We start from the raw sequence: 23,814 nt of genomic DNA on the forward strand, positions 1-23,814 counted from the left end.
GGTGACCGATGATCGGGTGATCACCGTCAGTGCCGTCGTGCTGCGGAACGAATCGGGTGCCCTGCTGATCGTGCGCAAGGTCGGCAGCTCCCGGTTCATGTTGCCCGGCGGCAAACCCGAGCCCGGGGAGGACCCGCGTGAGACCGCGATTCGTGAGTGCGCCGAGGAAACCGGTGTGCGGTTGCCTGCCGAGGATCTGACCGAGCTCGGGACCTTCACCGCCGCCGCGGCGAACGAGGCCGGATTCGCGGTGCGCGCCAACGTCTTCGAGTACCGTCGCGTGGTTCAGGGCGCCACCGCGGCCGCCGAGATTGCCGAACTGCGATGGCTGCCTCTCGACGACGCGGGAAGGTCACGCATCGAGGATTCGTCGGTGCCGCTGGCCCCCCTGCTCGTGGAGCAGGTGATTCCTGCGCTGCGCGGCCGGGATCGGCCGCCGGCCGGCGACGTTAGTCTGAACTGATGCCGATCCTCAACAAGGACATGACCCTGTGCATCTCGCTGGCCGGCCGACCGTCGAACATCGGGACGCGCTTTCACAAATATCTGTATGACGAACTCGGCCTGAACTTCATCTACAAGGCGTTCACGACCGACGACATCGCCGGCGCGATCGGTGGTGTGCGAGCCCTGGGGATTCGCGGGTGTTCGGTGTCGATGCCGTTCAAGGAGGCGGTGATCCCGCTCGTCGACGAGATCGAGAAGTCGGCGTCGGTGATCGAATCGGTCAACACGATCGTCAACGACAGCGGTCGACTGATCGCGTCGAACACCGATGTGGAGGCGGTGTCGGCGCTCCTCGAACGCCACGAGCTCGATCGGGATGCCGCGGTGATGGTGCAGGGCTCGGGCGGGATGGCGCGAGCCGTCGTCGGGGCATTCCGCAGCGCCGGGTTCGGCGACCTCACCATCGCGGCACGCAACGAGTCCGCCGGCTCGGCGCTCGCCGACAAATACGGGTATCGCCACATCAGCGCTCCTGCACCCGGTGCCGACATCATCGTGAACGTGACCCCGCTGGGAATGACCGGCGCCGACGCGGATGCGCAGGCGTTCGACGATGCCACGATTGCCGCTGCCGCAACGGTGTTCGACGTGGTTGCGTTTCCGTCGGAGACGCCGCTGATCGTTGCCGCCCGGACGGCGGGGAAGCGGGTCATCACCGGAGCCGAGGTGATCGCACTCCAGGCGGCCGGGCAGTTCGAGAAGTACACGGGCGTCGCGCTGACCGCAGAGCAGGTTGCTCGGGCATCGGAGTTCTCTCGCCACTGACGGTGCTCATCGCTGCATCGGATCTCACAGACGTCTCCAAGCTGAGACTCATTCGTGATCGCCACCGGTATCCTCGGCGCGTCGCACCTGGTGGAATTGTCTCACCAGCACCACACATCACTTCTGTCACATCCGTAGCTGTCTCCGGAAACGGCGCAGCCCGTGTCGGAACGAACGCCGGGAGAGCCGCGACTCATGAACATCCGTTTTGTTCGACGTGCTCGTGTGGCGGCGGTCGCCGTGGTCGTGTCGACCATGATGGTGGGCGGCGGCATGCTCGCCGGGACCGGCGCCGCGAACGCCGCGCCCTGCGGCAACGGTGGCACCGGGTCGACCGGATCCCTGGGATCGAGCGGCTCGCTGGGGTCGGGATCGGCAGGCTCTGGATCACTGGGTTCGGGATCGGGTGGTTCGAGCAATCCCAACACCGGTCCGCAGGGGAATCTGCCGGTCTACCGGGGACCGAGTACCAACACGGTCGCCTGGATCACCGGGCCGAAGAGTCCGAACCGGACCTTCTCACGGTTCGGCATCTCCGGCACCGATCTCGGGATCAGCTGGGACAACGGTTCCGGGCAGACGCTGATGGCGTTCGGCGATACCTTCGGTGATTGCGCGGTCGCCGGACAACAGTGGCGCCACAACGTGTTGCTCCGCTCCAACGACGACGACTTCACCGACGGGGTCAGCGTGCCCGACGCGGTGCCCGGCGTCACCGAGTCGGGCAGTGTGGTCGGTGCCGACGCCCCGAACTTCGCGACGCAACTGATCCCGGCCATCGGGGTCAGTCAGGTGGAGGTCACCACCATCCCGACCGCAGCCATCTCGCTGCCGGACGGCAACGGCGGCTACACGCAGTACATGAACTACATGTCTGTGCGATCGTGGGGTGGCGCGGGCCATTGGGTCACCAACTTCTCCGCGATCGCCTACTCCACCGACAACGGGCAGACATGGGACACCGATCCCAACACCATCCTGATCAACGCTCCGGTGACCCTCGCGCTCCCGGGCGCACTGCGTGAGGTCACCTACAACAACGGAAAGTTCCAGCAGAGCGCCTACTTCCGTGGGCACGGAGCCGATGCCGGCTACATCTACCAACTCGGCACTCCCAACGGACGATTCGGTGCCGCATTCCTCGCCCGGTTCGTACCGGGGGACATCCGCAATCTCGAGAACTACGAGTACTGGACCGGCAGCGGGCCCGGACGGGGATGGAAACGTGACATCACCGCCATCCCCGACGACGGTTCGGCGCAGATCCTGCCGCCGCCGGTCACCGAGGCGTCGGTCTCCTGGAGCCCCTACCTGAACAAGTACATGATGCTCGACGGGGACAACGGGATTCGCATCCGTACCGCCGATCATCCCGAGGGCCCGTGGAGCGCTCCCACCCACCTGGTGCCGCCCGTCGCACTCGTCGTGTACGGGCCGATGATCCAGCCGCACTCACCGGCGATCCTCGGCACCGGAAAAGACCTGTACTTCAACGCCTCCCGGTGGAGTGACTACAACGTCATGCTGCTGCACTCGGATCTGTCGAAGATCCCGCACTGACAGGCGACCACACGTGTCGCCGGCGCCGATACCCGGGTCAGTCGTCGGGTGTGGCTGCGTCGAACAGGCGGCGGAACAGATTGGTCTCGGCGAGGTCGACGAGCTCGTCACCACGACCGGACAGCACGGTGCGGATGGCGTACAACGTGAAGCCCTTGGCCTGCGCGGCGGTGATGGTCGGCGGGATCGACAACTCCTGGCGCGCAGTCGCGACGTCGAGGACGGCCGGACCGTCGTGGGCGAGGAACTCGCGCACGGCCTCGTCCAACTCGCCGGGATGCTCGACCCGCCGTCCGTAGATGCCCAACGACTGCGCGACGGCGGCGAAGTCGGGGTTCTCGAGGTCGGTGCCGTAGTTGACGAAGCCGGCCGCCTTCATCTCCACCTCGACGAAGTTCAATGACGAATTGTCGAAGATCACGACCTTCACCGGAAGCCGGTTCTGGGTCAGCGTGATCAACTCACCGAACAGCATCGTCAGCCCGCCGTCGCCGGCGAGTGCGATGACCTGCCGGCCGGGAAGCGACGCCTGCGCGCCGACGGACTGCGACAGGGCGTTGGCCATCGATCCGTGTGTGAACGACCCGATCAGCCTGCGGGATCCGTTCATCGTCAGGTAGCGCGCGGCCCACACCACCGGCGACCCGACATCGGGGATGAAGACCGCGTCGGGATCGGCGTACTTGCTGAGCAGCATCGTCAGGTATTGGGGGTGGATGGGTGTCTTGCCGTCGTCGACGGCGAGTTCGTCGAGAGACGTCCGCGCCTTCGCGTAGTGCTCGAGGGCGGTACTCAGATGCTCCGACGGCCGCTCGCGCCTCAGCAGCGGGGTCAATGCCGTGAGGGTGTCGGCGACACTGCCGACCAGCCCGATGTCGACGCGGGTGCGCCGCCCGATCTGCTCGCCGCGGATGTCGAGCTGGATGATGGTCGCCTCGGTGGGGAAGAACTGCTGATACGGGAAGTCGGTGCCGAGCATGACCAGGGTGTCGCACTTCTCGATGGCCCGATAACCGGAGGAGAAGCCGAGCAGCCCGGTCATCCCCACATCGAACGGATTGTCGTACTCGAGGAACTCCTTGCCGCGCAAGGCATGCACGATCGGCGCCTGCAACGCGTCGGCGAACGCCACCACCTGGTCGTGGGCGCCGGCCGTGCCCGCGCCGGCCAGGATGGTCACCCGTTGCGCGCCGTCGAGATGGTCTGCCACTCGGCGCAATTGGTCGTCGGTGGGCCGAATCACGGTGGGAATCGCGCGGATCGGTGAACGATTCTTGCGGCGCGCGGTCTTGGCCAGGAAGATCTCGCCCGGGACGATCAGGACGGCGACGCCGCGCTGTTCCACGGCCGTGCGCATGGCGATGTCGAGCAGCCGGGGCAGTTGTTCGGGTGTCGAGACCATCTCGCAGAACGAACTGCACTCGGTGAACAATCGCTCGGGGTGGGTCTCCTGGAAGTATCCGCTGCCGATCTCGGCGGCGGGGATGTGCGCGGCGATGGCCAGTACCGGCACCCGCGATCTGTGTGCGTCGTAGAGACCGTTGATCAGGTGCAGATTGCCCGGTCCGCAGCTACCCGCACAGACGGCGAGTTCGCCGGTGAGTGCCGCGTCGGCCGAGGCCGCGAACGCCGCGGTCTCCTCGTGTCGCACGTGCACCCAGCGGATCGTGCCGTCTTTTCGCAGGGCATCGGTGAAACCGTTCAACGAGTCGCCGGGGATGCCGTACACGCGCTCGGTACCCGAGGTCCGCAGGGTCTCGACGATTTCGGCAGCGACGGTGTGGGCCAAGGGATCTCCTCAGTTGTGGGTGTCGGTGACGTCGGCCGATCGGCCTCAGGCCGATCGGAATCGGAGCCCGGCGACGGCGGTGCCGTTCCAGAGGGAATTGGTGATCTCGTTGTCGCGCACCGGGATCACCTCGCCGCCGTGGTCGAGTACGGTCACCACGATGTCGGACAGCACATCGTGACCGGAGGCGTCGAACGTGACCTCGCCGGTCCGGCTGTCGACGGTGCCGAGCACATCGACGGTGAAGTCGTAGAGCAGTGTCGACACCGCGCCGGCGGTGGCGGCACGGCTGATGTCGGCCAGGTCGGTTGCCACCAGTCCGGAGGAGACGCCGTCGGCGATGCGATCGAGGACGGCGTTGTTCCGCTCGGCATGGAGCGCGGGCATCTCGGCGCGGATGGCGGCGTCGATGCGGTCGGCGTGCAGTTCGTCGGGTGCGCCCGGTACGGCGACGACACGACGTGTTGACTCGATGTTGCGATACAGATCGAGCAGCGGATCGGCGGCGAACAGGAACAACGGTCGCTCGCCGTGCGGATCTCGGGGCGCCAGTTCGATTTTCACGGCCTCGGCCACACGCTTGGCATACTGCTCGAGCAGAACCTTCTTGCCTTCGTCGCCGACGAGGCGGCGAACATGGCCCCGGTCACGGATGGTGGCGCGATTGGTGGCGTCGGCGGCATCGACGGCGTGCTCACCGCTGAGCTCGAGTTCGGTGGCCACCGTGGTCGCGGTGGCCTCCCACAGATTCCATCCGTTGGCGGAGAGGGTCAACCCGAAGGCCGATTGGGTCGCGGTGACCGCACGTACGATCTGTCCCAGATCGAAGTACGAGCCGACCTGGGACTGGTTCTCCAACCGATTGGGCAGGGCGAAGATCTCGACCTGGTCGGGGGTCAGGAAGATCGCCACCGACCGCGACAAACGCGCCCACACCTCGTCGGAACGGACCTTCTCCCACTGGGCGCGCAGTGATTCCTCGACGGCGTGGCGAATCCCGTTCTCCCGCAGGGTTCGGATGGACTGATCAAAGGCGCTCTTGGCGTTCAGATAGCTGGTGTCGCGGGTATCCGGTGCCGGTGAGGTCTCGGCGTAGATCGTGATCGCGTTCTCGCGCGGTGTCCCGAGCTCCTTGAGATCGTCGAGGGTCGGAAGTGTGAAGCGGGCCATGGTCCGTCCTTTCGGGTCGTCCGTACGGCTGCCCTCTCACTGTAACCACGACAGCAGTTCACTCGTGTGGATTCTGCCGGGTGATCACCGATGGTCCGAGGATCTCTGCGCCGAGATTGGTTACGCGACCGCGCAATTCGCGGTCCGCGGTGACCACTGCGAGCCGATGTGTGCGCAGTCGGCGCACCACGTCGACGATCGCGTCATCACCGGAGCCGTCGGCGTCGACGACGGTGACCGACGCGGTCGAGGCGACACCCCGCGCCCGGCCCTCGACGACCAGGACGATGTTCACGGGCCCCTCGAAGCCCGCGACGCCGGAGTCGGCGACGCCGGCGAGCCGATCCCGCAGGCGTTCGGTGGCCCCGCGCCGATCGCGCCACCATCCGTCGGGCACCGAACCGACGACGTTGGCCGCATCCACGACGAGGACCGGTTGTCCGTCGGCGGGGTGATCGATGTCGGGCTCGCTGCGTGGCATGTCCCATGCACTCACGACGGCTCGCGCCGGTCAACCCGTGACGCCGAACAACCAGGTGAATGCACCATCACGCATGATTCGGCTACGGTCGAGACATGAGCCTCGCCATCGGCATGATCACCTTCGATTCGCTGGACCCGGTACGACTCGGCCGGTGGTGGGCCGACGCGATGGGTGGCACCGTCGTCGCCGAGAACGAGGGCTACTTCGTGATGGTCTCGCTCGGCGAGGGCGCACCGACCTTGGGTTTCCAGAAGGTGGAGGATCCGACACCGGGCAAGAACCGAGTGCACCTCGACCTCACCGCCGACGACCGAACTGCTCAAGCACAACGACTCGTCGACGCCGGCGCGACACGCATCGGGGAACACGAGATCGACGGATTCGCGTGGATCACCCTGGCCGACCCCGACGGCAACCAGTTCTGCGTCGCCTCGGGCCACTGATCGCCACGCATCTCCACCGATGGGCTTCACCAGGGCGCAACTGCTCTCGCACCGGGACGAGCGGATCGACGACCTCCTCGGTCCCGGATGCCGACTGCTGTTCGTGGGGATCAACCCCGGGCTCTGGAGCGCGGCCACCGGCGCACACTTCGCCCGTCCGGGTAATCGCTTCTATCCGGCGCTGCACCGCGCCGGGATCACCGACCACGTGATCGATGCGTCGTCGGGCATGAGCGAGGCCGATCGCGCGGCTCTCCTGAACGCGGGGATCGGCATCACGAACGTGGTCGAGCGGGCCACCGCAGCGGCTGCCGACCTCTCCGCCGACGAATTGCGCTCGGGCGGGCAACGATTGCGCTCGACCGTTGCCCGGATCGCTCCGCGGGTGGTGGCGATCCTCGGAATCACGGCCTACCGCATCGCATTCGGGCAGCGCACCGCAACGCCCGGACGACAGCCCGACACCCCGGACTGGGCCGGGGCGCAGCTGTGGGTGGTACCCAACCCCAGCGGGCTCAATGCCCACGAGACCGTGGACTCGCTGGCTCGGGCCTATCGAGAGGTTGCCGTGGCCGCCGGGGTCGTCACCGACGCCTGAGACCCTGCGGTCGTCGCGGCGTCACTCGATGTCGCCCGACTGCAGCACGCGAATCCGGGCGGAGAGCAACTGCACCTCGGGGCGCGCGGCGGCATAGCGTTCCACCGCATCGAGTATCTCCACCGCATGCGCCCGGTCCGGGGACACGACGGCAACCCCGATCCCCGTGCGCCGGTGCACCTCCCGGTGATCCACCTCGGAGACGGCGACGGAGAACCGCGACTTCATCTCGGCGATGATCGGTCGGATCACCGACCGCTTCTGCTTGAGCGAATGAACATCACCGAGCAGGTAATCGAACTCTGCGAAACCGATCCACATCGTCGGGTGATGCTACGCCCCGCCCGCACGGAGGCGCCACGCGGGGGCGATCCGGGCGTGCGGGTTCGCGGGATCACTCAGGCGAGCCCAGCAGGGTGGCCACGTGGTCGGGAACATATTTCGACAACGACCGCGGGGGCCGGTGGTAGTTGCCGGTCTCGATGGGATGTTTGGGCAGGTTGACCTTGGGGCTCGGGACCTCGTGATACTCGATGGTCGAGAGAAGATGCGAGATCATGTTGAGGCGAGCGTGCTTCTTGATGTCGGATTCGACGACATACCACGGGCAGATCGAGGTGTCCGTGTGCACCATCATCTCGTCCTTGGCGCGGGAGTAGTCCTCCCACCGGTAGACCGACTCGAGATCCATGGGGCTCAACTTCCATTGCCGCACAGGGTCGTTCATCCGTGCTCGGAACCTGCGGAGTTGCTCGTCGTCGGAGACCGAGAACCAGTACTTGCGCAACAGGATTCCGTCGTCGATGAGCATCTGCTCGAAGATCGGTGTCTGACGCAGGAAACGCGTGTGCTCCTCGGGGGTGCAGAACCCCATCACCTTCTCGACGCCGGCACGGTTGTACCAGGATCGGTCGAACAACACGATCTCGCCCGGGGCGGGCAGGTGCGCGACGTAGCGCTGGTAATACCACTGTCCCCGTTCACGATCGGTGGGGGCGGGCAGGGCGGCGACCCGCGCGACCCGCGGACTCAGGTATTCGGTCACCCGCTTGATGGTGCCGCCCTTGCCCGCGGCGTCGCGCCCCTCGAAGATGACGACGACCCGGGCTCCGGATTCGCGCACCCACTCCTGCAGTTTCACCAGTTCGGTCTGCAACCGGAACAGCTCCGCCTCGTACACCGAGGTGGAGATCTTGACCTTGTCCGGCTTGCCCTTCTTTGCCATGCGGAGAAGCTTAGGCCGCGCACGGCTCCCGTGCGCCCGAGACGGCGGAGGCGGTTCTCACGCGGTCGAGAGTTTGGCCACGGCGTCGAGTTCGCCCTCGAGCTCGGCGACGGAGGCATCGATCCGGGCACGGGAGAAGTCGTTGATGTCGAGGCCCTCGACGACTTCCCACCGGCCGCCGACGGCCCGCGCGGGAACCGAGCTGACGAGCCCCTCGCGAATGCCGTACGCGCCGGTCGACGGCATCGCGACCGACGTCCAGTCGTCCCCGGCGGTGCCCAGGACCCAGTCGTGGACGTGATCGATGGTCGCGTTGGCCGCGGAGGCGGCCGAGGATGCGCCGCGCGCCTCGATGATGGCGGTGCCCCGGGTGGCGACGGTCGGGATGAAATCCTCGACGAGCCATCGCTCGTCGGCGGCGATCTCGGCGCCGGGGGTGTCGCCGACCCGGGCGTGGAAGATGTCGGGGTACTGGCTCGCCGAGTGGTTGCCCCAGATGGTGACGCGACTGATCCGGCCGACCGGGGTCCCGGTACGCCGGGTGAGCTGGGCGATCGCACGGTTGTGGTCCAGCCGGGTCAGCGCGGTGAATCTCTCGGCGGGAACGTCGGGGGCGTTGGCGGCGGCGACCGCCGCGTTCGTGTTGGCCGGATTACCGACCACGATCGCCCGGATATCTTGTGCCGCCACATCATTGATGATCCGACCCTGCTCGGCGAAGATCGCCGAATTGGCGGCGAGCAGCTCTGCGCGCTCCATCCCCTTGGTCCGGGGCCGGGCGCCGATGAGAAGCCCGAACTGGGCGCCGTCGAACGCATCGCGGGCGTCGTCGAAGATGTCGATCGACTCCAGCAACGGAAATGCGCCGTCCTCGAGTTCCATGGCCGTGCCCTCGGCGGCGGTGACCGCGGCAGGCAACTCCAGCAGCCGCAGACGCACCGGACGATCGTGGCCCAGCATCGCGCCGGCGGCGATGCGGAACAGCGAGGCGTAACCGATACTGCCGGCGGCTCCGGTCACGGTCACGACGGCGGGACTGGCATCGGGCATGGTGGGTCCTGTCTGCGAGGGGTTGTCGGTGGTTCGGTGCTGCGCGGTACTCAGGGGTGATCTCGGGCCAGGACGACCACGGTCTCCGGGGTGTCGGCGGAGGCGGGTGCGGTCAACGTCAGGGCAGTGGTGTCGAGGTGCCAGACCAGCGGGTGGCCGGTGAAATGTGACAGCCAGGCGTTGGCGCCCTCGCGTGGAGGCGGACACGCCATCATCGTCGATGCCAGTGCACCGACCCGAAGCGTGGTGATCGGTTCCGTGCCGGGTGCGGAACCGGTGTGCAGCGCCGCGCCGCCCACGTGCCGATTGCAGCCGGCGCTCATCGAGATCCGCCCGACATCGCCGAAGGCGATCACCAGCGGTCCGCCGCCGGGGATCGCCGCACCCGACACCGAGACCGATGTGAAGGACGCGCCCGCGGGAAGAGCCTGCGGCGCGGCTGGATCGCCGGGTGCCGAATCCGGCTCGCGCAGAACGGTGATCGCCACCGCGGCGGCCACGACAGCGAGGATCGCCGACATGGCGACGGTGCCGGAGACGGTGCTGCGTCGTGACCAGGGGAAGACCACGATGGCCACCGTAGTCGACGTATTCTCCGCCTGCCGTTCTCGACATCCGGCCGACGGGGATCGGCACGGTGGATTCACCGTCCCACGGTGGGCGTCACGGCGGTGGCACCGGCCGCGTACCGTGGACGGCGATTCGATCCGGGAACAACTGGTAGGAGAACGCTCGGTGGGAAAGCTGACGAACAGCATGTGGCGTTTGCTGGGGGCACAGAGTTCGCGGAACCAGTCCAAGTCGTTGAGCCTGCTCAAGGATGCCGAGGCACACACCGACTGGGCGGCCGACCTCGACGACGCGGACTTCCGCGCGGAGGCGGAGAAACTCGACATCGGCGCCGACGGGGGAGATCGCGCGAAGTTCCTCGCCCTCGCCCGCGAGGCCGCCGACCGGTCGCTGGGACTGCGGCCGTTCGACGTCCAGCTGCAGGGTGCGTTGCGTCTGCTCGACGGTGACGTCATCGAGATGGGCACCGGAGAGGGCAAGACACTCGCCGGCGCGATCGCCGCCGTCGGCCACGTCCTGGAAGGCCATCGCGTCCACGTCATCTCGGTGAACGACTACCTCGCGACCCGCGACGCGGAGTGGATGACCCCACTATTCGCCGCCTTCGGTATCACCGTGCACGCGGTGTCGGAGAACTCGAGTCGCGCCGAGCGCAAACAGGCCTACGACGGCGACGTCACCTATGGCTCGGTGAACGAGATCGGCTTCGACGTGCTGCGCGATCAGCTCGCGATCCATGCCGACGAACTCGTCTCGCCGACCCCCGACGTCGCGATCATCGACGAGGCGGACTCGGTGCTCGTCGACGAGGCGCTCATTCCGCTGGTCCTCGCCGGAACCGCCGACGTCGAGGTGCCCGATCAGGCCATCCACGACGTGGTCTCGCGGATGAAGAACAAGCACTACGAGATCGACGTCGAGGGACGCAACGTCTCGCTCACCGACGAGGGCGCGGCCTTCGTCGAGGAGGAACTCGGCGGCATCGATCTCTACGACGAAGAGCATGTCGGCACGACGCTGGTCCACGTCAACGTCGCCATGCACGCCCACCACCTTCTCGAGCGCGACGTGCACTACATCGTGCGCGACGGCGGCGTGCACCTGATCAACGCCTCCCGCGGTCGGGTGGCGCAGCTGCAGCGGTGGCCCGACGGCATGCAGGCGGCCGTGGAGATCAAGGAGGGTCTCGCCCAGACCGACTCCGGTGAGGTCATCGACACCATCACCGTGCAGGCGTTGATCGGCCGTTACCCGACGGTGTGCGGCATGACGGGCACCGCGCTGGCCGCCGGTGAGCAGTTCCGACAGTTCTACGACCTGCGGGTCTCGCAGATCCCACCGAACACCCCCAACATCCGCAAGGATCTGCCCGACCGGGTCTACGACACCAAGGCCAACAAGGTGGAGGCCGTCGTCGCCTACGTCAAAGAGGTCCACGAGACCGGTCAGCCGGTCCTGATCGGTACCCACGACGTCGCCGAGTCCGAGGAACTCGCGTACTTCCTGGAGAAGGCCGGCGTGGGATGTGTGGTCCTCAACGCGAAGAACGACGCCGAAGAGGCCAAGATCATCGCCGAGGCCGGCACGAAGGACGCCGTCACCGTGTCGACGCAGATGGCCGGACGCGGCACCGACATCCGATTGGGCGGGTCCTCCGACGACGAGACGGCCCGCGAGGAGATCATCGAACTCGGCGGACTGTGCGTTGTCGGCACCGGTCGGCACGACACCGAACGTCTCGACAACCAGCTGCGTGGCCGCGCCGGCCGTCAGGGCGACCCGGGCATGTCGGTGTTCTTCAGCAGCCTCGAGGATCCGGTCGTCACCAAGAATCTCTCGTTCAAGCGTGATCCCGTCGCGCAGTCCGAGGACGGATCGATGGGGTCGAAGGGAATCGACCTCATCGAGCAGGCGCAACGCGTGGCCGAGGGCGTGATGCTCGAACTGCACGCCAACACCTGGCGCTACAACCAGCTGGTGAATCAGCAACGCGAAATCGTGGTCAAACGCCGGATGGAGGTGTTGACCACCGATACCGCGCTGAAGGAACTCCGCGATCTGGAGCCGCAGCGCTACGCCGAACTCACCGGAACCGCCGAGGCCGCCAGCGAGTCGAACGCCGACGAGCCGAACACCGGCGAGTCGAACACCGATGAGTCGAAAGCCGACGAGACGATCGGTGCCGAGAAGAACGATGCCGAGGCCGGGGCGGACGAGAAGGCCGTCGACGCGCAGGAATCCTATGGCCCGGCGACCGAGGACAGTGCCACCGAGGAGACCACGACCGCCGAGCCCGACGCGACCGAGGAGAAGTCGCGGTGGATTCCCGTCGAACCGCTCGCCGATGACGTTCTCGAGCAGGCCGCTCGCGAGATCATGTTGTACCACCTCGATCGCGAATGGGCCGATCACCTCGCCTTCGTCTCCGACGTCCGGGCGAGCATCCACCTGCGGGCGATCGGGCGGGAGAGTCCGCTCGACGAATTCCACCGGCTCATCCTCGCCGAGTTCTCCGAACTGCCGACCCGGGCGATCGACAAGTCGCGCAAGACCTTCCGCGAGGCGGTGATCACTCCCGACGGGGTCGACCTGGGAGCCGCCGACCTGCACCGGTCGACGATGACGTGGACCTATATGGTCCACGACAACCTGTTTGCGTCCGGCGGCGCCAAGACACTGCAGGGAATCATCGGTATCTTCCGGTGACCGGACCCGGGGGAGACGACGACGGCCCGGTGACCGCAGAGGCGTCCGGCGCCGACCGCATCCTCACCGTGCCCAACGCGCTCAGTGTGTTGCGGCTGGTCCTCATCCCGGTCTTCATCTGGCTGGTGATCGTCGAGAAGGCCGACGGATGGGCGTTCGTCGTGCTGTTCGTGTCCGGGGTCACCGACTGGCTCGACGGTAAACTCGCCCGGCTGCTCGACCAGTCGTCACGGCTCGGCGAACTGCTCGACCCCGCTGCCGATCGCCTCTACATCGTGGTCATCCCGATCTGCTTCGGGCTGCGCGACTTCGTGCCGTGGTGGTTGATCGGCGTCATCATCGCGCGGGACGTGCTGCTGTTCGCGAGCGCACCGCTGTTGCGTTCGCGCGGACTGGTGGCCCTGCCGGTGCTCTACGTCGGCAAGGCCGCGACCTTCGCGCTGATGAGTGCCTTCCCGTGGCTGCTTGCCGGACAACTTGATTCGGTGGTCGGCACCATCTGCTATCCGATCGGCTGGGCCTTCCTGATCTGGGGGGTCGGAATGTATCTGTGGTCGTTCGTGCTCTATTGGGCCCAGACGATCATGGTGATGCGCACGATGCCGCGACTCGACCGGGTCTCCTCGGCCGGAGCGGGTTAAAGTCTCGAACGAACAGAAAGGGGGCACAGTGACCGAAACCAACGTGCCGGCCGAATTGACCTACACACCCGAGCATGAATGGGTCCGTCGGGTCTCGCCCACGACCGTCCGGATCGGGATCACCGACTTCGCCCAGGAACAGCTCGGTGACGTCGTCTTCGTGCAGTTGCCCGAGGTCGGGTCGGAGGTGGAGGCCGGCGAGTCGTTCGCCGAGGTCGAGTCGACCAAGAGCGTGTCCGACATCTTCGGGCCCCTCAACGGGACGATCGCGGCCGTCAACGACGAACTCGAGTCGACGCCGGATCTGGTCAATTCCGAGCCCTACGAGGCCGGCTGGCTCGTCGAGATCGCGGTCGAGGAATCCGGCGAACTCGACGCTCAGTTGGGCGACCTGCTCGACGCCGACGGATACCGGCAGGTCATTGACGGCTGAGCGGAGACACCCGGGGCGACGCGTAGATCTCGCCCCGAGGGGCGGCGGCCGGGTCCGATCCACCGGATACGCGGTGGCGTAAGGGGAAACGCGCCCCAACGGTCGTGGTCGTCGGATCCGGGCGGCTATGATCAATCGGTGTCTGCCGGGTCTGATGGGTCGGGGTCGGCGCGAAACGGTAGGTTGGATTCGGGCGCCGACAAGGTGCGACGAACCGACTGCCCGCGCGTCGGGTACCCGGTTCCCCGACCCGCTTCGGACGCGGCCGAGCGCCTCGACGGCGCCGCGATCGACAACAGCGCACTTCGGACGACGAAGGAGAGATAGTGAGCGATAACGACAAGGACTTCGAGGCGCCAGTGGAGACCACGTCGGTCTTCCGCGAGGAGTTCATCAACGAACTCGACTCGGCCGGCACCTCGAGTGAGCCCGCCGATACCGGGGTCGAGCGACTCTCACCCGGCACGGCGCTGCTTGTCGTCAAGCGCGGTCCGAACGCCGGGTCCCGGTTCCTGCTCGACCAGGCGACCACCTCCGCGGGCCGCCACCCCGACAGCGACATCTTCCTCGACGACGTCACCGTGAGCCGTCGGCACGCCGAGTTCCGGTTATCCGACGCCGAGTTCCAGGTGGTCGATGTGGGCAGCCTCAACGGCACCTACGTGAACCGTGAACCGGTCGACACCGCGACACTGAGCAACGGCGACGAGGTGCAGATCGGTAAGTTCCGGCTCGTGTTCCTGAGCGGCCCGCGCGACGGTTCCGCTTCCTAGGCACGTGCCGGCCTCCCCAGCAGGGCAGCGCGGCGACGGACCGATGTCCATCGGGTCGGTCCTCGCACTGCTGCGTGAGGACTTTCCCGACGTCACGATCTCCAAGATCCGATTCCTCGAGTCCGAGGGACTGATCAGTCCGGAGCGGGCGCCGTCGGGCTATCGACGATTCAGTCAGGCGGACTGCGATCGCTTGCGCTTCGTGCTGACCGCGCAACGCGATCGGTATCTGCCGCTGAAGGTCATCAAGGAACAACTCGATACGATTGATCACGGCAACGACGGGTCCTCCGGCAACGGCACGCGATTGCTGTCGTCGGCTCGCTCGGCGGTGGCGCCGGCCACCGACTTCGGCTCCCGCGCAGACCGGGTGTCACGGGAGTCGTTGATCGAACGCACGGGCGTGGACTCCGCTTTCGTGACCGAACTCCAACGCAGTGGCCTACTGACGCCCGGTCCCGCCGGGTTCTTCGACGAGGACGCGGTGCGATTGGTGGAAGCCGCTGCGGCACTTGCGAGCTACGGCGTCGAGACACGACACCTGAGGGCGTTCAAGGTCTCCGCCGACCGTGAGGCAGGGCTGGTCGCGCAGATCGCCAGTCCGATCGCCAAGGGCAAGGGCACCGGCGCCCGCGATCGCGCAGAGGAGTTGGTGCGCGAGATCGCGGCGCTCTCGGTCACCCTGCACACCCAGCTGGTCAAGGCAGCCGTCCGGGACGTCCTGGACTGACGTCCCACTCCGACTCCCGTCCCCGTTCATCGGCCGGACCGATGGTCCGGTCGGACCGACTCGACCGTCGTGTGGCGGCGGTGCGGTGTAGCGTCGAGAAGGACCCATCGGGTCAACGAGAATCGGTTCCGTCGTCATCGGGTGGAGGTGCATGACATGAGCGAAATGCGCGTGGTCGGTATCCGCGTCGAGCCGCCACAGAGTCAACCCGTGTTGTTGCTGCGTGAGGTCGACGGGGCACGATATCTGCCGATCTGGATCGGGCAGAGTGAGGCCGCATCGATCGCGCTGCGGCAGAAGGGGATCGAGCCGCCGAGGCCGTTGACCCACGATCTGATCGTCAACCTCATCGAGGAGTTCGGGCAGACCCTCGTCGAGGTACGCATCGTCGACATGCAAGAGGGCACGTTCTACGCCGAGATGGTCTTCGCCAATGACCTGCGGGTGTCGGCGCGGCCCTCGGATTCGATCGCGGTCGCCATGCGCGCCGAGGTCCCGATCATCGCCGACGAGGAGGTCCTCGCCGAGGCGGGTCTGCTCATCCCGGACGAGGACACCGACGAAGCACCGAACGAGAAGGACGACGAGGTCGAGAAGTTCAAGGAGTTTCTCGACAACGTCTCACCCGACGACTTCAAGGCGAGCGGCGGCGCCTGATCCGCGCGAGGTGAGCCGGTCCGCCGTCGGCGGTAGCGACACATCACGGATCGGCAACCGTCTGGTCTCCGTCTGCCTCCATCTCAAGTAGAGGTTGAGCCTCGTGGCGCGTCGCGTTGATTCGGGGTCGCCGGCAGGCATACCGTCAGTCCCGGATCGCCGCAGGACATCCGTGGCGAGCAGGACATCGATCGGCGCGCGGGCGCGTACAGTGGACCACCAAGGGTGGCCGACTAATGTGCATGCCCGTCCGACCGGTTCTCAAGGTGTGGCGAGGAGTCTGCAGTGGGCGATCAGCCGAAGGACAACGGTGCGAGCGGGGATCGTGGCGCGCCGCGAACGGCGACGCAGGGAAGCCTGGAGGACATCGCTCCCGGCCTGTTCCCCAACGACACGGTGCCCGACGAGCTGATCGGTTACCGCGGGCCGAGCGCCTGCCAGATCGCCGGCATCACCTACCGTCAGCTCGACTACTGGGCACGCACCTCGCTGGTCGTCCCGTCGATTCGCGGTGCCGCCGGGTCCGGCAGTCAACGGCTCTACTCGTTCAAGGACGTCCTCGTCCTCAAGATCGTCAAACGTCTGCTCGACACCGGGATCTCCCTGCAGAACATCCGCGTCGCGGTCGACCATCTGCGTCAGCGGGGGGTCGAGGACCTCGCGCGCATCACCCTGTTCTCGGACGGGACGACGGTGTACGAGTGCACCTCTGCCGAAGAAGTCGTCGACCTGCTCCAGGGCGGTCAGGGCGTCTTCGGGATCGCGGTGAGCGGAGCGATGCGCGAACTCACCGGCACCATCTCCGAGTTCCCCGGTGAACGGGCCGACGGTGGCGTCACCGAAACCGCGCCCGAGGACGAGCTCGCCGCACGCCGCAAGAGCCGCACGCGCCGTACCGGATAGCCATCTCGTGGCGCGCTGCACCCGCCGGGTTACCCGACGGTAGACTGGGCGGGCGCCGCTGCATCACGGGAGAGCGTCGCCGCCCACGCCTCGGAGCCGAGGCCACGCGGTGACCGCCGAAGGAGCAATACCTCTCCGTCAAACTCTCAGGCACCCGGACCGTGATGGACGCCGGCGTCTCTGGAAAGTGACGAGCAACTCGTCCGCCCACGGTGAAAGGCCACACGTGTCGGTGACGCCGCGTACGGCCGAATCTCTCAGGCGCCGGCCGGATCTGCGATCCGCGGCATGACAGAGGGGGAGGACCGAACGATCCGGTGCCCGGATCCCGTGAGAGGTCCCGTCATGACCCGTCTGTCCGAATCCCAGTCACCCGTGGAATCCCGGTCGCCCGTCGAATCCCGGTCGCCCGTCCCGTCGGCCTTCGTCGACCGTCATGTGGGCCCCGACGACGCGGAGACCGCGCACATCCTGGGCACCATCGGCGTGTCGGGTCTCGACGAACTCGCCGCGCGCGTGGTGCCCGCGGTGATCGCCGATTCGCCCGACGACAACGGCCTCGACGCGCTTCCGCCGCCGGTCACCGAACACCAGGTGCTTGCCACCCTCGCCGAACTCGCCGCGCGCAACACGGTCTCCCGCTCGATGATCGGGCTGGGCTACCACGACACGCTCACCCCGCCGGTGATCCGTCGCAACGTGCTGGAGAATCCGGCCTGGTACACCGCCTACACCCCCTATCAGCCCGAGATCAGCCAGGGGCGCCTCGAGGCACTGCTCAACTTCCAGACCATGGTCTCCGACCTCACCGGCCTCGAGGTCGCGAATGCGTCGATGCTCGACGAGGCGACCGCGGCCGCGGAGGCGATGACGCTCATGCGTCGGGCGGGCAAGTCGAAGTCGGCGCGGCTGGTCGTCGACGCCGACCTGTACCCGCAGACCAGGGCGGTCATCGAGACCCGTGCCGAGCCGTTGGGTATCGAGATCGTCGAGGCGGCATTGCATCCCGGGCTTCCCGGGTACGGTCTGCCCGCCGACGACTTTTTCGGCGTGGTGCTGCAGGTGCCGGGTGCGTCCGGTCGCATCATCGACGCCGCGCCGATCATCGAGGCCACCCACGAGGCCGGGGCGCTCGTCGCGGTGGGCGCCGACCTGTTGGCACTGACCCTGATCACCCCGCCCGGTGAGCTGGGCGCCGACGTCGCCTTCGGTACCACCCAGCGGTTCGGTGTGCCCATGGGCTTCGGTGGCCCACATGCCGGATACCTCGCGGTGCGTACCGCCCACACCCGACAGATGCCCGGACGACTCGTCGGGGTGTCCAAAGATGCCGATGACAACCTCGCCTATCGGCTGTCGCTGCAGACGCGTGAACAGCACATCCGCCGCGAGAAGGCGACCAGCAACATCTGCACCGCACAGGTCCTGCTGGCCGTCATCGCGGCGATGTACGCCGGATATCACGGACCGGAAGGATTGCGCGCCATCGCGATTCGGGTCCATGAGCGAGCTGCGCGGATCGCCGACGCGCTCACTGCCGCCGGCTTCGCCGTCGAGCACTCGGCCTTCTTCGACACGGTGGCCGTCCGAATCCCCGGCGGTGCCGACCGGATCGTTGCCACCGCCCGGCAAGCCGGGATCGCACTGTGGCGCGCGGACGCCGACACCGTGCGCATCGCCTGCGACGAGACCACCACCGAGGACGACGTGCGCACCGTGCTCGCGGTCTTCGATTCGGCCGGTGTGCGGCCCCGGCAGTTCGCCCAGCCGATCGCGACGCGCACGAGCGACTACCTCACGCACCCGGCGTTCAACCGCCACCGCACCGAGACGTCGATGCTGCGATACCTACGCGCCCTGTCCGACAAGGACATCGCGCTCGACCGCAGCATGATCCCGCTCGGGTCGTGCACGATGAAGCTCAACGCCACCGCCGAGATGGAACCCATCACCTGGCCGGGCTTCGCCGGACTCCACCCGTTCGCCCCGGCCGAGGACAGTGCGGGCATCCGCGAGCTGATCGCGACCCTGGAATCGTGGCTGGTGGCCATCACCGGCTACGACCGGGTGAGCCTGCAACCCAACGCGGGTTCACAGGGTGAGTATGCGGGTCTGCTGGCGATCCGTGGCTATCACCACAGCCGCGGCGACACCGACCGCGACGTGTGTCTGATCCCGTCGAGTGCGCACGGCACCAACGCGGCCTCGGCGGTGATGGCCGGGATGCGGGTGGTCGTGGTGGCCTGCCGCACCAACGGGGACGTCGACGTCGAGGATCTGCGGGCCAAGATCGCCGAGCACGGCCCGCGCCTGGCCGCGATCATGATCACCTATCCGTCCACCCACGGCGTGTTCGAACACGACATCGCCGACATCTGTGCGGCCGTCCACGACGCCGGCGGTCAGGTCTACGTCGACGGAGCCAACCTCAATGCGCTCGTCGGCGTCGCCCGTCCGGGGCGTTTCGGCGGCGACGTGAGTCATCTGAACCTGCACAAGACGTTCTGCATCCCGCACGGCGGCGGCGGGCCGGGGGTGGGTCCGGTCGCGGTGCGCAGTCATCTCGCGGCGTTCCTCCCGGGCCACCCGCTTGCCCCGGAGTTGCCCGACGGCCCGACGATCGCCGCCGCACCCTACGGGTCGGCGTCGATCCTGCCGATCACCTACGCCTACATCGCGATGATGGGCGCGGCCGGTCTGCGTCGGGCGACGCTGACCGCCATCGCGTCGGCCAACTACATCGCGCGTCGTCTCGCCGATCATTATCCGGTGCTCTACACCGGCCACGAGGCCGGCGCCGGGGACACCGGTGAGGTCGGCGGCTGGGTGGCGCACGAGGCGATCCTGGATCTGCGTCCGCTGACCAAGGAGACCGGGGTGACCGTCGACGATGTGGCAAAACGATTGGCCGACTACGGCTTCCACGCGCCGACGATGAGTTTCCCGGTGGCCGGCACGCTGATGGTCGAGCCGACCGAGAGTGAGAACCTCGACGAACTCGACGCGTTCTGCGACGCGATGATCGCGATCCGCGCCGAGATCGACGCCGTGGCCGCGGGCACCTGGCCCGCGGAGGACAACCCGCTGCGGGGAGCACCGCATACCGCGGAGTGCCTGGTCGGCGAGTGGGATCATCCGTACTCCCGGGAGCTGGCCGTGTACCCGCAGGGCCTGCCGTCCGCGGGCGGGCGAGCCAAGGTGTGGCCCGCGGTGCGCCGCATCGACGGCGCCTTCGGCGACCGCAACCTCGTGTGCAGTTGCCCGCCGGTGGCGGCATTCGCCGAGTGACACAGGTGCCCGGGTGACACACGTGGGGTGGTGACGCCCGGGCGGCCGGTCAGCCCTCGCTGGTGCCGTACATGAGCTTGTTGATCGTGACGATGGCCTGATCCTCCGGGTTGGGCATCGGATCGTCGGTCATCGGGAAGGCGACCGTCGCGGTCTTCGGCGGTAGCGGGGCATCGCCGCGGAAACCGAGGCCGGTCAACGCCCGCAGGTGCTCGGGTTTCTCGGCGTAGCCGAGGAATTCGGAGATCGCGGCGCTGGCGAACTGCGGGACCTGATCGCCCTTGAGATGCAGGACGGGGAAGTCGGCGATCGGGGTCGGGCCGTCGGGGATCACCTCGGCGAGCCGGGCCTTGGCGTCGTCCTTGGTCAGCTGGTACAGCCGTTGCTCGGTGATGGGCACGGCATGGATGGGTGCGCTCGCCGGGTCGGCCGCGGTGGCGATCGCGGTCGCCGCTCCCGCCGGTGAACCGTCGGGGGAGCGCGGAGCGGTTCGGGTGAGTGCGTCGATGCTGGAGGACACCCGCGTCGAGGCGGCATCGGCAGCGGTCAGGGTGCCGACACTGTGGGTCACCCGCATCGCCACCGCCTGCGCGGCGAGGACACTCGGATCCGATTGGCCCTCACGCGGCATCGACATACGCAACGACCCCCACCCGCGCAGCCCGAGGTCGTCGAGACTGTCGTCGCGGCTCTGCAGTGTCGGGAGCTGTCCCCAGTCGACTTGGCCGGTGAGCTTCGCGCCGAGTTCCGGAGCGGTCGCGAGCACCACCGGCGAGGTCACCAGCGAATCGGGATCGCCATCCACCAGATCGGGTTTGGCGGTCGTGAGCTGGGCGGCCCACACCGATGACTGGGGCACCCATGCGGCCGGATACGGACCCATCGACGCGGTGTCCCAGCTGCCGGTCAGACCGTCGAGGGTGATCTTGGCGTCGCGCGCGGCGACCGCGATGCGGACACAGTGATCACGCACCACCGGAGTGGTCGCCGAATATGCCTGCGCGATGGCCTCGAGTCCCGGCGCGATGTCGGGGTCGGCGAGGACGGTGACCGTGGCCGGACCGTCGACGCATTGTGCGGCCGCGGCATCGGCCTCACGGTCGACGTGATCACCTATGCGGAACCACACCACCACACACGCGGCGATCAGGACTGCCGACAACAGAACCATGACGAGGCCGCGGCTCACCCCGCGATGCCGCAGCCTGTTCTTGTCATCGTCGACGCGATGGTGTGCCACCCGTTGGTCCTCCGTTGTCCGACCGGCCCGGGCACACCCTATGGCATGTCAGGGCCGGTCGGAAACCTCACGCAGTGCCGAATCAGCGCTGAGTAGCCGCTTTGAACTCGCGTCGGCGACGATGCAGGATCGGCTCGGTGTAACCGCTGGGCTGGGTGGTGCCCTCGAGGATCAGCTCCTTGGCCGCCTGCCAGGCGATGTTGGTGTCGAAGTCCGGGGCCATCGGCCGATAATCGGGGTCGCCCTCGTTCTGCCGGTCGACCACCGGGGCCATCCGCTTGAGCGCGTCGACCACGTCGTCGGCGGTCACGATGCCGTGCCGAATCCAGTTGGCCAGCAGCTGACTCGAGATGCGCAGCGTCGCACGGTCTTCCATCAGTGCGATGTCGTGGATGTCGGGGACCTTGGAGCAGCCGACACCGTGGTCGATCCAACGCACCACGTAGCCGAGGATGGACTGACAGTTGTTGTCGAGCTCCTCGCGCTTCTCCTCGTCGGACCAATCGGTCCTCGGGGCAAGCGGGATGGTGAGGATGTCATCGACCGACGCCGGATCCCGCTTGGCGATCTCGTCCTGGCGCTCGAAGACGTCGACGAGGTGGTAGTGCATGGCGTGCAGGGTCGCCGCCGTCGGTGAGGGCACCCACGCGGTGGTCGCGCCGGCCTTGGGCTGGCCGATCTTCTGCTCGACCATGTCGGCCATCAGATCGGTCATCGCCCACATGCCCTTGCCGATCTGCGCCTTGTGCTGCAGGCCGGCGGCCAAACCGGTGTCGACGTTGAAATCTTCGTAGGCGAGAATCCACTTCTGCTTCTTCATCTCGCCCTTGCGGATCATGGCGCCGGCCTCCATCGAGGTGTGGATCTCGTCGCCGGTGCGGTCGAGGAAGCCGGTGTTGATGAACACCACCCGCTTCTCGGCGGCCTTGATCGCGGCCTTGAGGTTCACCGTGGTGCGGCGCTCCTCGTCCATGATGCCGACCTTGAGGGTGTTCTCCGGCAGACCGAGGACCTTCTCGACGCGGCCGAACAGCTCGACGGTGAAGGCGACCTCGTCGGGGCCGTGCATCTTCGGCTTGACGATGTAGATGGACCCGGTCCGGGAGTTCTGCACACCCGACTGGGTGGACAGTCCGTGGATGCCGGCCAGCGAGGTGACCAGGGCGTCGAGGATTCCCTCGGGGACCTCGTTGCCGTCGGCGTCGAGGACCGCCGGGTTGGTCATCAGGTGACCGACGTTGCGGACGAACAGCAGCGAGCGGCCGTGCAGGTCGAAGCCGGTCCCGTCGGGTGCGGTGTACTCGCGGTTGCCGTTGAGGCGGCGGGTGAAGCTCTTGCCGCCCTTGGTCACCTCTTCGGCCAGGTCGCCCTTGTTCAGGCCGAGCCAGTTGCGGTAGCCGAGCACCTTGTCGTCGGCGTCGACCGCGGCGACGGAATCCTCGAAGTCCATGATCGTGGTGATCGCCGACTCCATGACCACGTCCTTGATGCCCGCCGGATCGGTGGAGCCGATGGGGGAGTCCGGATCGATCTCGATGTCGAGGTGGAGGCCGTTGTGGCGCAACAGGATCGACGACGGTGAGGACGCCTCCCCGCGATAACCGGCAAACGCCGACGGGTCGGCGAGGGTGGCCGTCGATCCGTCGGCCAGCGTCACCGACAGCGCGCCGTCGACGACGGCGAACGCGGTCACGTCGGTGTAGCTGCATTGTTCGAGCGGAACCGCCTTGTCCAGGAAGTCCTTTGCGTAGGCGATGACCTTGTCGCCGCGAACCTTGTTGTAGGACTTGCCCTTCTCCGCACCGTCGGTCTCCGCGATGACGTCGGTGCCGTAGAGGGCGTCGTACAACGATCCCCAGCGCGCGTTGGAGGCATTGAGCGCGAAGCGGGCGTTGAGGACGGGCACCACCAGCTGTGGGCCCGCGGTCTCGCTGATCTCGCGATCGACGCCGGCGGTGCTGATCTGGAAGTCGTCGGGTATCGGCACGAGGTAGCCGATCCCGGTCAGGAAGTCCTTGTATTCATCGAAGGTGGCGGCATCGGAGAAATCGGCACCCTGATGGTCGCGGTGCCAGGTGTCGATCTTGGCCTGTAGATCATCGCGGACGGCGAGCAACGACTTGTTCTTCGGGGCGAGGTCGGCGACGACCTCGGCGGCCCCGGACCAGAAGGTGTCGGCGTCTACACCGGTGCCCGGCAACGCCTCATCGTTGACGAAGTCGTAGAGGACTCGAGAGACCTGCAAGCCGTTGACGGTGATCCGGTCAGACATGTGCGCCTTC

22 protein-coding genes and 2 riboswitches are annotated in these 23,814 nt (G+C 67.2%); of the genes, 13 read left to right on the plus strand and 9 right to left on the minus strand.

Features of this window, described 5'->3' with window-relative positions; all coding sequences use genetic code 11:
• The first annotated feature begins 1 nt into the window (after position 1).
• The 3 genes from QNM97_RS09780 to QNM97_RS09790 all read left to right on the plus strand — a co-directional run bounded on the left by QNM97_RS09780 (position 2) and on the right by QNM97_RS09790 (position 2,832).
• On the plus strand, positions 2-463 hold the full coding sequence (locus QNM97_RS09780) for an NUDIX hydrolase (RefSeq protein ID WP_208791419.1): 462 nt from the start codon (positions 2-4) through the stop codon (positions 461-463).
• Positions 463-1,272: a shikimate 5-dehydrogenase gene (locus QNM97_RS09785; protein ID WP_283822554.1), complete on the plus strand. Its 810-nt coding sequence runs from the start codon at positions 463-465 to the stop codon at positions 1,270-1,272. Before QNM97_RS09780 ends, QNM97_RS09785 begins: the two co-directional genes overlap by 1 nt.
• A gap of 195 nt (positions 1,273-1,467) precedes the next feature.
• Entirely contained in the window at positions 1,468-2,832 is a 1,365-nt protein-coding gene (locus tag QNM97_RS09790) for a glycoside hydrolase family 183 protein (protein WP_283822555.1), read from the plus strand.
• A 37-nt stretch (positions 2,833-2,869) separates the two neighbouring features.
• Here QNM97_RS09790 and poxB read toward each other — a convergent pair whose 3' ends face one another.
• The 3 genes from poxB to QNM97_RS09805 are packed head-to-tail and all read right to left on the minus strand — an operon-like array spanning position 2,870 to position 6,272.
• Entirely contained in the window at positions 2,870-4,621 is a 1,752-nt protein-coding gene (poxB, locus tag QNM97_RS09795; RefSeq protein ID WP_283822556.1) for a ubiquinone-dependent pyruvate dehydrogenase, read from the minus strand.
• Between the two features lie 45 nt (positions 4,622-4,666).
• Complete coding sequence (locus QNM97_RS09800) at positions 4,667-5,791, minus strand: baeRF11 domain-containing protein (protein WP_283822557.1); 1,125 nt, start codon at positions 5,789-5,791, stop codon at positions 4,667-4,669.
• Positions 5,792-5,849: 58 nt separating this feature from the next.
• Positions 5,850-6,272, minus strand: coding sequence for a PIN domain-containing protein (locus tag QNM97_RS09805; protein WP_283823155.1), 423 nt, complete (start codon positions 6,270-6,272; stop codon positions 5,850-5,852).
• A 95-nt stretch (positions 6,273-6,367) separates the two neighbouring features.
• Here QNM97_RS09805 and QNM97_RS09810 point away from each other — a divergent pair, with 95 nt between their 5' ends.
• Entirely contained in the window at positions 6,368-6,718 is a 351-nt protein-coding gene (locus tag QNM97_RS09810; protein ID WP_283822558.1) for a VOC family protein, read from the plus strand.
• Positions 6,719-6,737: 19 nt separating this feature from the next.
• Positions 6,738-7,316: a G/U mismatch-specific DNA glycosylase gene (gene mug / locus QNM97_RS09815; protein WP_283822559.1), complete on the plus strand. Its 579-nt coding sequence runs from the start codon at positions 6,738-6,740 to the stop codon at positions 7,314-7,316.
• 21 nt (positions 7,317-7,337) lie between these two features.
• Here the strand turns inward: mug and QNM97_RS09820 are convergent, their stop codons facing one another.
• From QNM97_RS09820 to QNM97_RS09835, 4 genes are all read right to left on the minus strand, one after another.
• On the minus strand, positions 7,338-7,637 hold the full coding sequence (locus QNM97_RS09820; RefSeq protein ID WP_283822560.1) for a DUF503 domain-containing protein: 300 nt from the start codon (positions 7,635-7,637) through the stop codon (positions 7,338-7,340).
• A 73-nt stretch (positions 7,638-7,710) separates the two neighbouring features.
• Positions 7,711-8,541: a polyphosphate kinase 2 gene (gene ppk2 / locus QNM97_RS09825; protein WP_006368082.1), complete on the minus strand. Its 831-nt coding sequence runs from the start codon at positions 8,539-8,541 to the stop codon at positions 7,711-7,713.
• A 57-nt stretch (positions 8,542-8,598) separates the two neighbouring features.
• A complete protein-coding gene (locus QNM97_RS09830) occupies positions 8,599-9,591 on the minus strand; it encodes a malate dehydrogenase (protein WP_283822561.1) in 993 nt (330 codons plus the stop codon).
• 50 nt (positions 9,592-9,641) lie between these two features.
• Positions 9,642-10,160 (minus strand): META domain-containing protein, encoded by a 519-nt coding sequence (locus QNM97_RS09835; RefSeq protein ID WP_283822562.1) that lies wholly within the window; start codon positions 10,158-10,160, stop codon positions 9,642-9,644.
• A gap of 166 nt (positions 10,161-10,326) precedes the next feature.
• Between QNM97_RS09835 and secA2 the strand changes: the two genes are divergently transcribed.
• The 8 genes from secA2 (at position 10,327) to gcvP (ending at position 20,292) form a co-directional block, all read left to right on the plus strand.
• Positions 10,327-12,867, plus strand: coding sequence for an accessory Sec system translocase SecA2 (secA2, locus tag QNM97_RS09840; protein WP_283822563.1), 2,541 nt, complete (start codon positions 10,327-10,329; stop codon positions 12,865-12,867).
• A complete protein-coding gene (locus QNM97_RS09845) occupies positions 12,864-13,508 on the plus strand; it encodes a CDP-alcohol phosphatidyltransferase family protein (RefSeq protein ID WP_283822564.1) in 645 nt (214 codons plus the stop codon). Before secA2 ends, QNM97_RS09845 begins: the two co-directional genes overlap by 4 nt.
• A gap of 28 nt (positions 13,509-13,536) precedes the next feature.
• On the plus strand, positions 13,537-13,941 hold the full coding sequence (gcvH, locus tag QNM97_RS09850; protein ID WP_283822565.1) for a glycine cleavage system protein GcvH: 405 nt from the start codon (positions 13,537-13,539) through the stop codon (positions 13,939-13,941).
• A gap of 323 nt (positions 13,942-14,264) precedes the next feature.
• Entirely contained in the window at positions 14,265-14,714 is a 450-nt protein-coding gene (gene garA / locus QNM97_RS09855) for a glycogen accumulation regulator GarA (RefSeq protein ID WP_035727025.1), read from the plus strand.
• Positions 14,715-14,757: 43 nt separating this feature from the next.
• Complete coding sequence (gene ftsR / locus QNM97_RS09860) at positions 14,758-15,444, plus strand: transcriptional regulator FtsR (RefSeq protein WP_283822566.1); 687 nt, start codon at positions 14,758-14,760, stop codon at positions 15,442-15,444.
• Between the two features lie 156 nt (positions 15,445-15,600).
• Positions 15,601-16,101 carry a bifunctional nuclease family protein gene (locus tag QNM97_RS09865; protein WP_006368074.1) on the plus strand — a complete coding sequence of 167 codons (501 nt, stop codon included), beginning with the start codon at positions 15,601-15,603 and terminating at the stop codon, positions 16,099-16,101.
• 285 nt (positions 16,102-16,386) lie between these two features.
• Complete coding sequence (locus QNM97_RS09870) at positions 16,387-17,004, plus strand: MerR family transcriptional regulator (protein WP_208791407.1); 618 nt, start codon at positions 16,387-16,389, stop codon at positions 17,002-17,004.
• 56 nt (positions 17,005-17,060) lie between these two features.
• Positions 17,061-17,176: riboswitch (glycine riboswitch) on the plus strand.
• Positions 17,177-17,309, plus strand: a riboswitch (glycine riboswitch).
• Between the two features lie 40 nt (positions 17,310-17,349).
• Positions 17,350-20,292: an aminomethyl-transferring glycine dehydrogenase gene (gene gcvP, locus QNM97_RS09875; protein WP_283822567.1), complete on the plus strand. Its 2,943-nt coding sequence runs from the start codon at positions 17,350-17,352 to the stop codon at positions 20,290-20,292.
• A gap of 49 nt (positions 20,293-20,341) precedes the next feature.
• On the opposite strand, the gene QNM97_RS09880 is transcribed toward gcvP, so the two are convergent.
• Positions 20,342-21,532: a hypothetical protein gene (locus QNM97_RS09880; RefSeq protein WP_283822568.1), complete on the minus strand. Its 1,191-nt coding sequence runs from the start codon at positions 21,530-21,532 to the stop codon at positions 20,342-20,344.
• 82 nt (positions 21,533-21,614) lie between these two features.
• Positions 21,615-23,804: a malate synthase G gene (locus QNM97_RS09885; protein ID WP_283822569.1), complete on the minus strand. Its 2,190-nt coding sequence runs from the start codon at positions 23,802-23,804 to the stop codon at positions 21,615-21,617.
• Between the last annotated feature and the right edge of the window lie 10 nt (positions 23,805-23,814).

Source organism: Gordonia sp. L191, assembly GCF_030077625.1.
Lineage (GTDB): Bacteria > Actinomycetota > Actinomycetes > Mycobacteriales > Mycobacteriaceae > Gordonia > Gordonia polyisoprenivorans_A.